Raw genomic sequence first — 13036 nt, 5'->3', positions numbered from 1 at the left:
GATGCCCTATTTGTGTTGGGCTTTTTTATACACTAGCACTGGGGTGAATAGTTACATAGAAGCTTTACACGAGCGAATGAATGAAGTGATATATGGTGCCCCGACCGCAAAAGCTGCAATTGATATTGCTTGTTTTGATTTAATTGGGAAAAAGCTCAAGCAACCTGTATATCAACTGCTTGGCGGACGATTTCATGATTCCTTTCCTATTACACATGTATTAAGCATCGGCGATCCGAACGAAATGGCTGAAGAAGCGCTATCGGTCGTGAAAAAAGGCTATCGTTCATTAAAAATTAAAGTCGGCACACATGTAGAAGAAGACATTGCACGCATTCAAGCAATTCGAAAACGGGTAGGAGATGATATTGCGATTCGCGTTGATGTAAACCAAGGTTGGAAAAATAGTGCCACAACAATAAAAGCTTTGCGCGCCCTTGAGCGCCTAAACATCGATTGGCTTGAACAACCAGTCGTCGCAGATGACATCGATGCGATGGCATACATTCGCACAAAAACAACCATTCCGCTCATGATAGATGAAGGGTTAAAAAATATGCGCGATATGCGTGAAATTATTCAAAAACGAGCAGCCGATAAAGTGAATATTAAACTGATGAAGTGTGGAGGCATTTATCCTGCTGTGAAGCTCGCTCATCAAGCCGAACTGGAAGGAATGGAGTGTCAAATCGGCTCAATGGTCGAGTCATCGATCGGTTCTGCCGCTGGCTTTCACGTCGCCTTTGCGAAAAAAATCGTTACGAGCGTGGAATTAACAGGACCGTTAAAGTTCACAAAAGATGTCGGCAATTTACATTACGACCTTCCGTACATTCGATTAACGAACAAACCCGGCTTAGGCATCGATGTAGACGAACAAACACTTCATAAACTAACCGCTTTTTCCGACGTCATTCGCTAAGGGGGAAAGAAACTTTGCAAGGTATTTTAAAACAAAACAATGAACCATTTGTCATTTCGCGGTTACAGATGGAACATCTCACGGAAATTTTGTCGCTACAACAGCTCGTTGTCGATCAATTAGACCAAAAAGACATGCTGCAACCATTAACAGAAGAAGAATATGCGTATATTTTACAAGGAAACGGGCTTATGATTGGCGCGTTTGCAAGCGATCAACTCATCGCGTTTCGCGCCCTACTCTTCCCTCCCATTGATGAAGAGCACTTAGGGCTGGACATCGGTCTTGCGAAAGAAGAGTTGGAAGATGTTATTTATCAAGAAATATCCATTGTCCATCCAAAAGCACGAGGAAATAAATTACAAAAAACGTTAGCTCACTTCATTATGAACGAGCTCGATCGAACAAATAAAGCGTACAAATACATCTGTTGTACAGTTGCTCCATTCAACATCCCTAGTTTAAAAGATAAGTTTGCACAAGGAATGGAAATTGCCGCTCTAAAACAGAAATACGGTCACCGTCTTCGCTATATTTTTTTCAAAACGCGTGATGAAACGAAACGAACGTGGCGCGAATACATGTCGGTGCGTATAGACGATATTTCCCAACAACAAACATTACTTGCGAACGGATGGCGTGGTATCGCCTTAGAACAATGCCAGCATGAATATTGGATTCGTTTTGGAAAATAAAGGGGAAACTCCCCTTTTTTATTTTTCCTTATCATACCATATGGAATATACTTCTTTCCTACATGCACAGCACAAAGTCTAGCTTTATTTAGTACAAACATATCATATTTCCCTTTAAGGCAGCTTCTTTTTTATTTTTACGAAATAACCCGAAATGAATGAATATTCATTCTTTTTTGTTATAATAAAAACGAGGGGGAGATAACATGTTATTAAAGAAAAGATTCGAACAAGAAACTGCTTCTGGAGTACATATCGCCAAAGGCACGCTAACATTTCAAGGGGTACGATTAACGGTGCATTGTTTTGCTATCGACGGGGTATTGATTGATACAGGAGCAGCATCGTTAGTAAGTGAATTCGCAAACTTTTTCAAATCATTAGACATCGATCAAGTGGTAATTACCCATTTTCACGAAGATCATACAGGGTGTGCAGCGTTTTTACAAAACGAGCGACAACTACCGATTTATATGAATGAGATCATGATTGAGTATTGTAATAAACAAGCAGATTATCCAATGTATCGCAAGTTTTTTTGGGGAAACCGCCCTCCTTTCCAAGCTAAGCCGATTGCAAAAACGTTTTCTACACGCCGTGCGATATGGGATGTCATTCATACACCAGGTCATGCTGTTGACCATCTCGCATTTCTTAATCGCGAAACAGGACAACTTTTTACAGGAGACTTATACTGCCTCGAAAAAACAAAAGTCGTTTTGCGCGAAGAAAGCGTTCCTACATTAATTGAATCATTAAGAAAAGTGTTAACGTACGATTTTAACGAAATGTTTTGTGCCCACGCTGGTTATATAAAAGACGGACGAACTGCTTTACAACGAAAGCTTAACTATTTACAAGAACTTCAAGGAAAAATTATTGATTTGTATGAACAAGGAGCGACACTCAAACAAATTCAATCCATTCTCTTCTCGAAGAAATATCCAATCACCTATCTTTCCTTCGGTGAATGGAGCTCTTCTCATATCGTCCGTTCAGTGATTGAAGAATATCATATGAAAAAAATTAGCGAATAGTAATCGTTACTGTTCGCTCTTTGCTGCAGAAAAACCGATAATAAATGTCCCGCGATCGGTAAACATAGGTGTATTCCATTTGATTTGCGGTTGTAACTGTGGGAACGTATCACAAACCCACCGTAAAATTTCCTCTACTCGGTTGCGATGGTCGACATGATCAATCTTTGCTAAATATTGTTCAAAAACTTCCATAAGTGTTCCTCCTCGCTACATCTCTCATCTTCTGCTATCAACATTATGACACAAAACAATATGTCCATCATCCTAATATTACGCAAATAATTCGTCATAACTTTGCACTTTTTCTCATACACATGAATCGTCCATATGCAACAGGAGGCGATCATCATGGAGCAACAGGCGAAAGTCATTAGTATTATTAACTGGAAAGGCGGGGTGGGAAAGACGACCGTCACTCATCATTTAGCGACAGGACTACAACATTTATCATCCGACGAATTAGAACTGTTTGGTTTTGAACATGCTCAACCAAAAGTGTTGTTAGTAGATGCAGACGCACAATGTAACCTCTCTATTTCATGTTTAACACCCGAATGGTTTGAACAATTAGCCTATCATAAAACACCTCCGATCGGCACATTGAAAGATTTAATCGAACATTACTTGAAAAATGAGCATCCACAAGTAGATGTGGACGACTTTATTTTAAAAGCGTGCGTGCGAAGCAGAAATGGGAAAGTATATGAACATATTGATTTGCTTCCAGCACACGCTGAACTTATCCATACAGACATGGATATTGCCGTTTACTCAAGGCCATATTTCAAAAAACATTTATTTGGTTCAGATATTTATAAATTTCAAATGCTACACCATATTTTAAACACGATAAAACATGAATATGATTTTATTTTTATCGATTGTCCACCAAATTTAAATTACATTACACAAAACGCCTTGTACGCAAGCGATTACTATTTAACTCCTGCGATCCCTGATCGTCTTTCTTCATACGGTATCTCAGCCATTAAAAATAAAGTCGATGAGTTAAACGAAAGATTTCAGTCGAGTTCAAAAGAATATAGCCATACAAAACTGATCGGAATCGTCCTCAATTTCATTCGCGAATACGGAAATCAACCAAAACAAACACAGGAAAATATGATCACTACATTAAAACGTACGCTTTCGTCTGACATGATATTTAACAGCTATTTACCATATGGTGACGCCATCACGCGCGCATCCATGCTCAGTTATCCTGTGTTTGCTGTTGAAAACCATCAAGGGAAACAAAGTGAATGTGTGAAGAAAATGACGCTCGAATTTTTAAACCGAATTGGTGGGGGAATTGTCGTATGAACGTAAACACATTAACGCATATGTTAGAAAAAGCACTCGTTCTTTTAAAACATTATGAGCATTGTACAGTCGAAGAAATGCTGGATGATCTTTCTGCAAAGTTGCAAAATCAAACACGAAAAAAGCAAACCAAAAACGTAACGGACTATGCAAACGTCATAAAACAAATAAAAAACATGAACAAAGAGGCAGCAACAACGTTTTTAACGTCTCTTAAAAAAGAACAACTACTTCATATCGGGGCACAAATGAATATAAAGTTACAAAAGAGAGAAACAAAACAACTATTGATTGAATCAATTATCACTCATTGCAGTTTTTCTGAACTATATAGCCAAATGGCAAATAGAAAATCACAAAACAAATGAGCGGACAGATATAACAGCTGTTCGCTCAATGTTTAATACCGCAACATCATTTCGACAACATCGCCCGTTTCATTGCCTCATATGAAAGTGGACCGACATGTTTGCTACGAATGACCCCTTGTTCATCCATCATATATGAAGTCGGAATGGTGATGACTTTATATGTTTTACTAACTGTTCCTTTCTCATCAAGCATGATATCAAACGTCAATCCTTTTTTGTTCACGAACATTTCGACGATGTGACGATTTTTTTCTTTATTCGTCAAATTGACCGCTACAATCGCGACATGTTGTCCATACTGCTCATAAAATCGTTGCATTTCTGGCATTTCCGCACGGCATGGAGGACACCATGATGCCCAAAAGTTTAAAATCACTTTTTTCCCTCGAAACTGAGACAGCTTCATTTTTTCGCCCTGTAATGTCATTAACTCGAAATCAGGGGCAATTTCTCCTACATCAATTCCAATGTTCGAACTCGATTGCTGCGAAGTTGTTTCTTTTGTCATATCCGATATGGATAAGAAGATGAAGACGAGAATATGGAACGAAACAAGCAGTTGCCATAGCTTTCTCGTCGTTTTTATACGTGAAGAAACAATAAAGCAAACAACAGCGACGACAGCTTGTAGCCAAATGAAGCGATTTTCTGGAAATCCACTTCCCTTCCATACGAGAAATACAATCCAATATCCAAAATATATTGGGGTAACTACACGTATATAAGCGTCGAACGGAATGTGCTGTATTTTCAACTGCCAATATGTATACACGACAATGAATACCCCTGCTAAAACAAGTCCCACAACACCACCGTTAAAATAAAGAAGCGTTAACGGATTTTCTAACACCATGTTTGGATGTACAATACCGTAACTCAATTTCCATATGACTAAGCCATATATGAAACTGTTAAAAATAACATCAATCATGCGTCGTTCCGCTTTTAAAACGAACACACCATAATAAAAAAATAAATATGTCATAACCAAACTTGCTACAAGCAACAAATTTTCTCCTTGAATCATTTTTCCTCCTTTGCTGACAACAGTTCCTTATAAGAAGCGCTTCTTTATATCCTCTGTCGGAACAAAGCAGCCATCCTTCTTTCCGAACCAAAGATACCTATTTTTCGCGATCCAATCATATACTCGATCGCGAATAGGAGAAGGGATAAGAATAAGCCAATATAAGTACTTCCAAAACCCTCGCAAATGTTTGCATACGCGTAACGCTGCAGTAGATTTAACATAGTATGTACATTCATCGATTAATATAAAACTATCGAGTTGTTGGGGAATATGATATTTTTTCAACAACGCTTGCCCTGCTTCACTTTGCAACGAAGCAAAATAAAAATAAGCTTTTTCGTCTCTTTCAATAATAAAACGAACCGTTGCACTACAAAAATGACAAATGCCATCAAATAATATGATGTGCATGACCGACCAATCCTTCCCCTTCCGTTCATCTAATCTCTCCATTATAGCTCACCTATGCAACAAAAGAAAAACGTGAAGCTCGGCAACTTCACACTTTTCATATCATAGCTAGAAATTATCCATACATCGTCCACATCCCGATATCGGAAAAACCGAGTCTTTTATAAATGCGTCCCGCATTCGGATTGTCATAAAATAAACATAACGTTTTTCCAGTGCGAACGTAATCTTCGATAACTCGTTTCATAATTTCGCTTGCATACCCTTTGTGGCGATCATTCGGATCTGTGCAAACGCCGACAACCATCGCAGATAGCGTATTTTCTGCAGTTGTCGCAACAGACGACACCATGCGACCATCTTCCTCGATATAGTACACACGCCCTGTATTTGTTTCTAACGATTTGACAAGCATATCACGCGATGAAGGGAGCACCGAAAATTCGGCAATACGCTTGCGCAATTCAAGTATTCGATCGATATCATCAATCGTTGCTTGTTTTATTTCATATCGGTTTTCCGCTTCTGGAAATGTGATTTCGTTACATTCACAAAAATACGTGACACGCTTTTTTCCGAGTGATAAGAGAGGTTCAAATTTTGCGACAAGCTCGGTTTTGCCTGAGAGTCGAACAGGCTGAGCAGCATGTCTCATAATTTTCGCAAATCCTTCTATATCAAACTCCCCCGAAGCATATGGAATATACGAATCATAAAATCGCAACAATACAGCTCGCAACTTGCCATTCTCATCAAAGTCGCCCCACAGCTCTTGAAACTCTTGCTCATATCCAAACGCTTCAATATCACCGATAATAAAAAGATTCAATGAAGGCTCCTGCTTTAAAAAAGAAAACACAACATCATGATCTGCTTCGCCCAATTTACGAATCATCCCCATCCCCCTTGCCGATACATGTTCAAAAATACATGTGCCTTCCACGAACGATCGCAATAACAATGATTACGATGTGCTTTTTGTGCTAGCGCTTGTTTTCGTTGAACACTTTTTCTAAAAGAATGTATCGTATGTCATCATGAAGCGTTTCATACTTTGGATCGTTCAAATCTTCTTTCGCGACCCAAGCGAACTCGGAATGTTCATCGTTTAATGTGAGAGAAGAAATATCATCATTTTTTGGTTTGACGAGATACGTAAAAACAACGCAATATATATCTTCATCTCCACTTTTGCTTTTTAAGTTCCGAACAGACAGCTCTTCTAACAATTCTACATCTAAATTAATTTCCTCTTTCGCTTCTCGAAACAAACCTTGCAATTTCTTCATATTTAATTTTTCCTGCCGGAACGTTCCATACATTCGGAGCTACCTTACAATGCTCTGCGCGTTTCGTTAAAAGGACTTTTTCATCGTGCCATACAATGACTTCAACAGAAATTCGATAATTCGGATACATGCAATTTTTCCTCCACATTATTGAAAGGTAAAGTTCGTTACTTTTTTACAAGAGGTAGCTACTAATAATAAACTTAAAAATAATTCAATATTTCACGTGGCGCAAAGTTTTCGAGTTTCTTCAACTCTTCCTTACTCCACCACTTTAAATCAATAAACGTATCTTTCTCTTTTTCAGTCATATTTTCAATCGATAATATCGTGTCGGATTGAATCGTTATCTTATAATAAATCTCCCGGCTTATAAAAGAATCGCTTTTTCCTTCAATGAATACATCGATTTCAAATAGTGGTTCGTCATGAATATCAACAACAATTCCAAGCTCTTCACGTAGTTCTCTTTTCAAAGCTTCGATTGGGGTTTCCTTTCCCTTGATGCCACCTCCGGGAGTTACCCATAACACGACATTTCCTATGACATCCGTAAATTCAAATTTTTGAAGAAGAATTTCATGATATTCATTGGTGATTACTGCCCTAGCGCATTTGCGTATTCGCATCATGTTTCTCCTCTTTATTTTTGTTATGCAGTGAATCCATAATTAATGTATACGCCGATATGCTTTTCGACATTGGCGGCAATATTTCACTTTCTGAAATGTTAAACGATCTTCTGGGTGTAAAACTTTAAACGCCTCTAACTCTCCGTCGGTAAACGCTCTTTGATTGCGATCAACATAAAAATCTAGTAGCTTCCCACCACATTTTGGACAATAGTCCCGCTCTCTCCGTATAACATAAATCAGTCCAAATGCACTCATTGTCATAATAAAAGCAGGAACGAAAAAATTGAGAAACTTATCCATTGCTCTCAACCCTCAACTAAAATGACTACCCTTATCTTACACAAAAACGAAGACAAATGATGTCGAATTTTGTCACAAAAGCAAAAAAAGACAGAAGTTTTCTCCACTTCTGTCTCAATTTATTGTCAACAAAGTCAAACGAAGACTGTTGCCCGCGCTTTTATTGCTGTTTCTCAAGAAATTCTATTCGGTTGTGAAACGGATCGTGAAAGGAGAAGCGAGTCACACCTGGAATGGTTTTTTCGTCTTGTGTCACTACTCCCTTTTCTTCCAAGTAGCGCCGCACTGCTTCGATATTTTCCACTTCAAACGCCGGATGGCTTTTGCTTCGATATCCTTCGCGGTTTTCAACACCGATATGCAGTTCAATATCGCCAATTTTATACCAAAGCCCGCCGCTTGCTTTCAACGTTTTCGGTTTTTCGATTTCGGCAAAACCGAACACGCCCGTATAAAAAGCCCGCGCTTCGTCCTCTGCACCGATTGGGATGCAAATTTGTATATGATCGAGCCGTTTAATAACAATGTTCATGCTGCTTCTCCTCTCTATCTTCTTTTCAGCATTCGAAGAGTGGCTCAATATTTCCCTTCCTCTCTCTTTCTACTCTCCGTCATTTGTTTCCAAACAGATCCTTTCGCTTCTTCGCCGCCTTCGATTCGTTCAATTGCCATTTTTACTTGCATGCTTACCTCAAATTCCGGGTCGTTTTCGGCCGCTTTTAATGCAGGCAAGACGGATTCATCACCATTTTCATATAAGAACATCGCGGCACGCCAGCGAACTAACTTACTTGCATCTTTTAGCGCTTCAACCATCACAGGAATGGCTTCCACGTCACCAATGTCAGATAAACAGTCACCAGCGGTACGCCGCACAGAAACAGCTGGATCCTTTAGTGCTTCATACAAATATGGAAGCACGTTTTTCCCACCAATCATTCCTAAGTAAGCTGTCGCTAAACGGCGAATCGCTACTTTCTCATCTTTTAACGCCTTTGCCAATACGGGCAAATCGGTTTCCGTCGGCTCTGCCATCTGTTCCAACGCTGCATATCGTTTCATCCAGTCCGGATCATCTAGCATTTGTTCAGTCACTTGAACACTTGTGCGTTTTTGTGTTTTCGCCTGCTCCCCTTGTTTAAACATGTGTACGAATCGCTCGAGCCGTTCTGGCGGATAAGCAGCGGACAACTCCTCGACAATTTCAGCGCCGATTTCTTCAAATGTTCCGTACCGAACGCCCTTTTCGACCCATTTTCGCTCTATGACGATATTCCCCGCATGTTTTTGCGCTTCTAACACCGCATCGACAAACGGCTTTGGCAAGCCAACTCGTCTCTCTTCGTGACCGTCCGTTAACTTCACTTGCATCGGCAAGCCATACAACATTTGCACATACACTTTTACTTCGCCGAAATGATCATTGCGCACCGATTCATTTTCTTTAAGATCCTCCACCTGCTCGCCAAACACTTCACGCACCTTCGTTAAAATCGGTTTCCAGTCATATTTCGCATGCCGCTCAACGGCTAAAAAATCAGCGACATGATAAATGCCCTTTACGCCTTCAATTTGCAGCAATTGCTGGATAATGGCAGGCGCATGTGCGGCTTGCGCAGGTTTATAGTTATAACTTGTGCCAAATGGAAGCTCCTCATCAAGCAGCACTTTCATTGTATTTGGGCTTGGCGTTGGTTCAATCGATTGAATTTTCATTTGTTTCTCTCCTATCCTCTACAAAAAATACCTTGTAACTTCATTAAAAAGGAAGAAACAAAGAAAAGCAAAAGTTTCGCTCAATAAAAAAATACCACCTCCATAAATTGCAGAGATGGTTTCACATCGTCTTACATAAACACTTTTGTCAACAAAATGTGTCGTATGTCGTCATGAAGTGTTTCATACTTAGAATCGTTCAGATCTTCTTTCGTTACCCAAGCAAATTCAGAATGCTCATCGTTTAGTGTAAGTGAAGAAATATCATCATTTTTTGGTTTGACAAGATACGTGAAAACAACCCGATATATATCTTCGTCACCACTTTTGCTTTTTAAATTACGAACAAATAACTCTTCTAGCAATTCTACATCCAAATTAATTTCTTCCTTTGCTTCTCGAAACAAACCTTGGACAGGAATTTCCTCGTACTTAATTTTTCCAGCTGGAACGTTCCATACATTCGGAGCTACCTTACAATGTTCTGCTCGTTTTGTTAAAAGAACTTTCCCATCGTGCCATACAATCACTTCAACAGAAATTCGATAATTCGGATACATACATTTTCCTCCACATTATTGAAAATCAAAGACAATGACTTGTTTTTTCCCTATACTCAAAACAACTCTAACTGTTCTGTTTGACCTAACTGTTCTGTTTGACCTAACCGTTCAAGTGACTTCGGATCATGATCTTGAAAATAGGCGTGATAAACAGGTTCGGTTATACGCCCACCCTTCCTAGCGTTCGACACGGTGACACTTCCCATGCTTCATACGGTACTAAACAATTACATTTCATCGCATCCTGTACTCGTGAAGCGATATGCGGTCTCGTTATATATTTTGAAATGTTTTTACTAGTTAGCAGAAAAAAATTTGCTTCCTTTATTTCCTGGGTCTGAATGTTCAAATCACCTTCTTCATACTTCGCACGAAATACAACAACTAATATATGGTCCGTAGCATTGTAATATACTCCTGTTACTCCTAGTGGTACTATTTTCAATCCTGTTTCTTCATGCACTTCCCTTACTAATGCATGATGCAAAGACTCTCCTTCTTCGACTTGTCCACCAGGAAGTTCCCATGTATCGGAACGGTAATGTGTTTTGACAAGCAATACTTCCCCATGGTCATTTACAATATAACCAGAGACAGCCACTATGTGCTTCGGTACAATCCTCATGTTCTTCTCATCCTTCAGTAAGTTGATTTTAGAGTAAATGTATCTTACTGATTTTTTTCGCACGATGCAATATATTGCATTGCGCTACAATGGCCATGTCATGATCCCATTTTCTTAACCCATAAACCATGTGATGAGTAAATGAGTATTTCTGATTAGGATTCGATAAAGATACGGTATGAATAGGAATATCGTTTGCTATATTCAGTTATGTAGTATTGATTCAGTCGATCCCCTTTCCTTTCATTGGTTATAAAACCCGATTTTATTGTACAGAAAGAGAACGAAAAATGTTGTGGAATACTGTAGAAAAGGATGAATAAATTTGAATATTTTCGCCAAATTAAAAAGAGAGTCCCGAATAGAGCTTCCTTGAAAGCATAGATTGGTTATCTCCATAGAAAAAGAAAAGTGTCCTTGTTATCACTATAAGATAAGGACACGCTTTATAAAATGGTTAACTTTATTATGTAAACAAAAATAACGATGCTAACAAACTTCACAACAAAAGATCGAATCGAAACTTTATCCCTTTTCTTTTTTTGAATAAAAGTTCAATAAGGAGAAAAAAAGCCAGAGTGATTGAAAACGAAACTAAAAGGGTATGTTTTCGTTCATTGACGAACACCTCTTGGATGTATATGTGAATGCGATATTTTTTACTATAAATGAATGTTTGACAACTATCTCTTCTTCGTCATTCATAACTAGTGATCGCCATTCCCAAAAACCTGACAAAGCCAGATCCTCTAGCGACTTATAATTAGTATAACATATGAATACTTTGAATAGTTAAGTAACAAAACACTTCATATGACTGTAGCAAATGGTGATCAAAAGAGGCGGCCATCCTTTGGAATAACGTTGTAATCACATAAAAAACTAAGTTTTCTATAGGGACGTGACACATACAACCGAAAATCATATAATTGTAATAGCATGGAAATAAAAGGACGGTGACAAGATGGAACAAATCATTGTTGAAACATTAAAAAATGCGGTCTCTCCTTCTGTCATTTATTTGTTCGGATCAGTAGCAGCAGGACACATTCGTTACGATAGCGATATAGACATTGCCTTTTTGAGCGATGAACGATCATTAGATCATTACGAACGCTTTATGCTCGCGCAACAATTGGCAGAGCAGTTACAACGAGACGTCGATCTCATCGATTTAAAGCAAGCGAGCACGGTTTTTCAAGCACAAATCGTCAGTAGTGGGAAGGTCATCTATTGTGCAGACGAACAAAAAAGGGCAGAATATGAAAGGCTAGTGCTGAAAATGTATGCAAAGCTAAACGAAGAACGCGCGGAAATTTTGCGAAACATTGCGGAAAGTGGGTCGGTTTATGATGAATGATGTCATCTTAAATAAAATCAGTGTCATCGAACGGTGTATAAAACGTATTCATGAAGAATACGAAAATAACCCCAAAAATTTGGAGAATTACACAAAGCAAGATTCCATTGTCCTCAACCTCCAACGAGCGTGTGAAGCAAGCATTGACTTAGCGATGCACATCGTTGCACAAAAAAGGCTCGGACTTCCCCAAACAAGCCGAGACGCTTTTACCCTTTTAGAACAACACGGCATCATCTCCTCATCCTTGTCACAGAAAATGAAAGCGATGGTCGGATTTCGCAATATCGCCGTGCATGACTATCAAGAACTGAACTTGACAGTTTTACAAAAAATACTCGACAACCATTTAACAGACTTCACCGAGTTTACGAAAGCGATTGTTGGACAAAAATAGGCGGTGTGAGCATGCACCGCCTAACTACTTATTCTAGAACTTGCGAAGGATGACACTTCAGGAAAAGAAAATTTTCAACACGCGCCACATGCCTTTAAAGTTCGATATATTTATTGCGAGTTTCTCTTTGATTTTCAGCCGTTGGCACCGTCGTCGCCGATACAAATCTTTGGAGAGTGTTAGTCAAGGGTGAATCCGAACCCACCGTCCTCTTGAAATACCTTAAAGTTGATATATTTTAGATAAAGAAGTTCGGTTATCCTCCAATCCTTCCTAGCGTTCGAAATGGTGAAACTTCCCATGTTTCATACGGTACTAAACAATTACATTTCATCGCATCCTGTACTCGTGAAGCGATA

19 protein-coding genes and 1 pseudogene are annotated in these 13036 nt (G+C 39.0%); 7 read left to right on the top strand and 13 right to left on the bottom strand.

Annotation, left to right across the window (positions count from 1 at the left end; translation table 11 throughout):
• The 3 genes from CS060_RS13100 to CS060_RS13090 all read left to right on the top strand — a co-directional run.
• Positions 1–922: mandelate racemase/muconate lactonizing enzyme family protein (locus tag CS060_RS13100; protein WP_099669035.1), on the top strand; the 922-nt coding region annotated here is incomplete at its 5' end.
• A gap of 68 nt (positions 923–990) precedes the next feature.
• Positions 991–1617 (top strand): hypothetical protein, encoded by a 627-nt coding sequence (locus CS060_RS13095; RefSeq protein WP_052025596.1) that lies wholly within the window; start codon positions 991–993, stop codon positions 1615–1617.
• Between the two features lie 206 nt (positions 1618–1823).
• Positions 1824–2654: an MBL fold metallo-hydrolase gene (locus tag CS060_RS13090; protein WP_035048859.1), complete on the top strand. Its 831-nt coding sequence runs from the start codon at positions 1824–1826 to the stop codon at positions 2652–2654.
• Positions 2655–2672: 18 nt separating this feature from the next.
• Here the strand turns inward: CS060_RS13090 and CS060_RS13085 are convergent.
• A pseudogene (locus tag CS060_RS13085) lies at positions 2673–2849 on the bottom strand (iron chaperone); the annotation flags it as partial.
• A 156-nt stretch (positions 2850–3005) separates the two neighbouring features.
• Between CS060_RS13085 and CS060_RS13080 the strand changes: the two are divergent.
• Complete coding sequence (locus tag CS060_RS13080; protein ID WP_035048862.1) at positions 3006–3980, top strand: ParA family protein; 975 nt, start codon at positions 3006–3008, stop codon at positions 3978–3980.
• Positions 3977–4348: a hypothetical protein gene (locus CS060_RS13075; protein WP_035048865.1), complete on the top strand. Its 372-nt coding sequence runs from the start codon at positions 3977–3979 to the stop codon at positions 4346–4348. Before CS060_RS13080 ends, CS060_RS13075 begins: the two co-directional genes overlap by 4 nt.
• A 46-nt stretch (positions 4349–4394) precedes the next feature.
• Here the strand turns inward: CS060_RS13075 and CS060_RS13070 are convergent, their stop codons facing one another.
• From CS060_RS13070 to CS060_RS13025, 12 genes are all read right to left on the bottom strand, one after another.
• Entirely contained in the window at positions 4395–5378 is a 984-nt protein-coding gene (locus CS060_RS13070; RefSeq protein WP_035048867.1) for a TlpA family protein disulfide reductase, read from the bottom strand.
• Positions 5379–5405: 27 nt separating this feature from the next.
• Positions 5406–5834: a thiol-disulfide oxidoreductase DCC family protein gene (locus CS060_RS13065; protein WP_052025594.1), complete on the bottom strand. Its 429-nt coding sequence runs from the start codon at positions 5832–5834 to the stop codon at positions 5406–5408.
• Positions 5835–5907: 73 nt separating this feature from the next.
• Complete coding sequence (locus tag CS060_RS13060; RefSeq protein WP_035048871.1) at positions 5908–6687, bottom strand: GNAT family N-acetyltransferase; 780 nt, start codon at positions 6685–6687, stop codon at positions 5908–5910.
• 88 nt (positions 6688–6775) lie between these two features.
• Entirely contained in the window at positions 6776–7081 is a 306-nt protein-coding gene (locus tag CS060_RS13055; protein WP_255350580.1) for an NUDIX domain-containing protein, read from the bottom strand.
• Positions 7035–7211, bottom strand: coding sequence for an NUDIX hydrolase (locus CS060_RS14360; protein ID WP_255350581.1), 177 nt, complete (start codon positions 7209–7211; stop codon positions 7035–7037). The genes CS060_RS13055 and CS060_RS14360 overlap by 47 nt, the downstream gene beginning before the upstream one ends.
• A gap of 73 nt (positions 7212–7284) precedes the next feature.
• Positions 7285–7710 (bottom strand): NUDIX domain-containing protein, encoded by a 426-nt coding sequence (locus CS060_RS13050; protein ID WP_035048891.1) that lies wholly within the window; start codon positions 7708–7710, stop codon positions 7285–7287.
• Positions 7711–7752: 42 nt separating this feature from the next.
• Complete coding sequence (locus tag CS060_RS13045; RefSeq protein ID WP_035048873.1) at positions 7753–8016, bottom strand: hypothetical protein; 264 nt, start codon at positions 8014–8016, stop codon at positions 7753–7755.
• Between the two features lie 160 nt (positions 8017–8176).
• Entirely contained in the window at positions 8177–8548 is a 372-nt protein-coding gene (locus CS060_RS13040; RefSeq protein WP_035048877.1) for a VOC family protein, read from the bottom strand.
• A gap of 44 nt (positions 8549–8592) precedes the next feature.
• The gene (locus CS060_RS13035) at positions 8593–9732 is read right to left on the bottom strand and encodes a conserved virulence factor C family protein (RefSeq protein WP_035048879.1); all 1140 of its coding nucleotides are present in this window, start codon (positions 9730–9732) and stop codon (positions 8593–8595) included.
• Positions 9733–9863: 131 nt separating this feature from the next.
• Positions 9864–10292, bottom strand: coding sequence for an NUDIX domain-containing protein (locus CS060_RS13030; RefSeq protein ID WP_035048881.1), 429 nt, complete (start codon positions 10290–10292; stop codon positions 9864–9866).
• A gap of 56 nt (positions 10293–10348) precedes the next feature.
• Positions 10349–10486: a hypothetical protein gene (locus CS060_RS14170; RefSeq protein WP_156099081.1), complete on the bottom strand. Its 138-nt coding sequence runs from the start codon at positions 10484–10486 to the stop codon at positions 10349–10351.
• Positions 10456–10920 (bottom strand): NUDIX hydrolase, encoded by a 465-nt coding sequence (locus CS060_RS13025; RefSeq protein ID WP_091701835.1) that lies wholly within the window; start codon positions 10918–10920, stop codon positions 10456–10458. Before CS060_RS13025 ends, CS060_RS14170 begins: the two co-directional genes overlap by 31 nt.
• 964 nt (positions 10921–11884) lie before the next feature.
• Here CS060_RS13025 and mntA point away from each other — a divergent pair.
• Together mntA and hepT are read left to right on the top strand one after the other, a co-directional pair.
• A complete protein-coding gene (mntA, locus tag CS060_RS13020) occupies positions 11885–12280 on the top strand; it encodes a type VII toxin-antitoxin system MntA family adenylyltransferase antitoxin (RefSeq protein ID WP_035048883.1) in 396 nt (131 codons plus the stop codon).
• Positions 12270–12677: a type VII toxin-antitoxin system HepT family RNase toxin gene (gene hepT, locus CS060_RS13015; protein WP_035048885.1), complete on the top strand. Its 408-nt coding sequence runs from the start codon at positions 12270–12272 to the stop codon at positions 12675–12677. Before mntA ends, hepT begins: the two co-directional genes overlap by 11 nt.
• Positions 12678–13036: the final 359 nt, after the last annotated feature.

The organism is Anoxybacillus flavithermus, from assembly GCF_002742685.1.
GTDB classification, from domain to species: domain Bacteria; phylum Bacillota; class Bacilli; order Bacillales; family Anoxybacillaceae; genus Anoxybacillus; species Anoxybacillus flavithermus_E.
The sequence above is the reverse complement of the archived record's forward strand: the minus strand, read 5'-3'. Positions and strand labels throughout refer to the sequence as shown.

Coding starts and splice junctions, on each gene's coding strand:
- CS060_RS13095 (WP_052025596.1), top strand. CDS start 991: ATGGAACATCTCACGGAAATTTTGTCGCTACAACAGCTCGTTGTCGAT.
- CS060_RS13090 (WP_035048859.1), top strand. CDS start 1,824: ATGTTATTAAAGAAAAGATTCGAACAAGAAACTGCTTCTGGAGTACAT.
- CS060_RS13080 (WP_035048862.1), top strand. CDS start 3,006: ATGGAGCAACAGGCGAAAGTCATTAGTATTATTAACTGGAAAGGCGGG.
- CS060_RS13075 (WP_035048865.1), top strand. CDS start 3,977: ATGAACGTAAACACATTAACGCATATGTTAGAAAAAGCACTCGTTCTT.
- CS060_RS13070 (WP_035048867.1), bottom strand. CDS start 5,378: ATGATTCAAGGAGAAAATTTGTTGCTTGTAGCAAGTTTGGTTATGACA.
- CS060_RS13065 (WP_052025594.1), bottom strand. CDS start 5,834: ATGGAGAGATTAGATGAACGGAAGGGGAAGGATTGGTCGGTCATGCAC.
- CS060_RS13060 (WP_035048871.1), bottom strand. CDS start 6,687: ATGATTCGTAAATTGGGCGAAGCAGATCATGATGTTGTGTTTTCTTTT.
- CS060_RS13055 (WP_255350580.1), bottom strand. CDS start 7,081: ATGAAGAAATTGCAAGGTTTGTTTCGAGAAGCGAAAGAGGAAATTAAT.
- CS060_RS14360 (WP_255350581.1), bottom strand. CDS start 7,211: ATGTATCCGAATTATCGAATTTCTGTTGAAGTCATTGTATGGCACGAT.
- CS060_RS13050 (WP_035048891.1), bottom strand. CDS start 7,710: ATGCGAATACGCAAATGCGCTAGGGCAGTAATCACCAATGAATATCAT.
- CS060_RS13045 (WP_035048873.1), bottom strand. CDS start 8,016: ATGGATAAGTTTCTCAATTTTTTCGTTCCTGCTTTTATTATGACAATG.
- CS060_RS13040 (WP_035048877.1), bottom strand. CDS start 8,548: ATGAACATTGTTATTAAACGGCTCGATCATATACAAATTTGCATCCCA.
- CS060_RS13035 (WP_035048879.1), bottom strand. CDS start 9,732: ATGAAAATTCAATCGATTGAACCAACGCCAAGCCCAAATACAATGAAA.
- CS060_RS13030 (WP_035048881.1), bottom strand. CDS start 10,292: ATGTATCCGAATTATCGAATTTCTGTTGAAGTGATTGTATGGCACGAT.
- CS060_RS13025 (WP_091701835.1), bottom strand. CDS start 10,920: ATGAGGATTGTACCGAAGCACATAGTGGCTGTCTCTGGTTATATTGTA.
- mntA (WP_035048883.1), top strand. CDS start 11,885: ATGGAACAAATCATTGTTGAAACATTAAAAAATGCGGTCTCTCCTTCT.
- hepT (WP_035048885.1), top strand. CDS start 12,270: ATGATGAATGATGTCATCTTAAATAAAATCAGTGTCATCGAACGGTGT.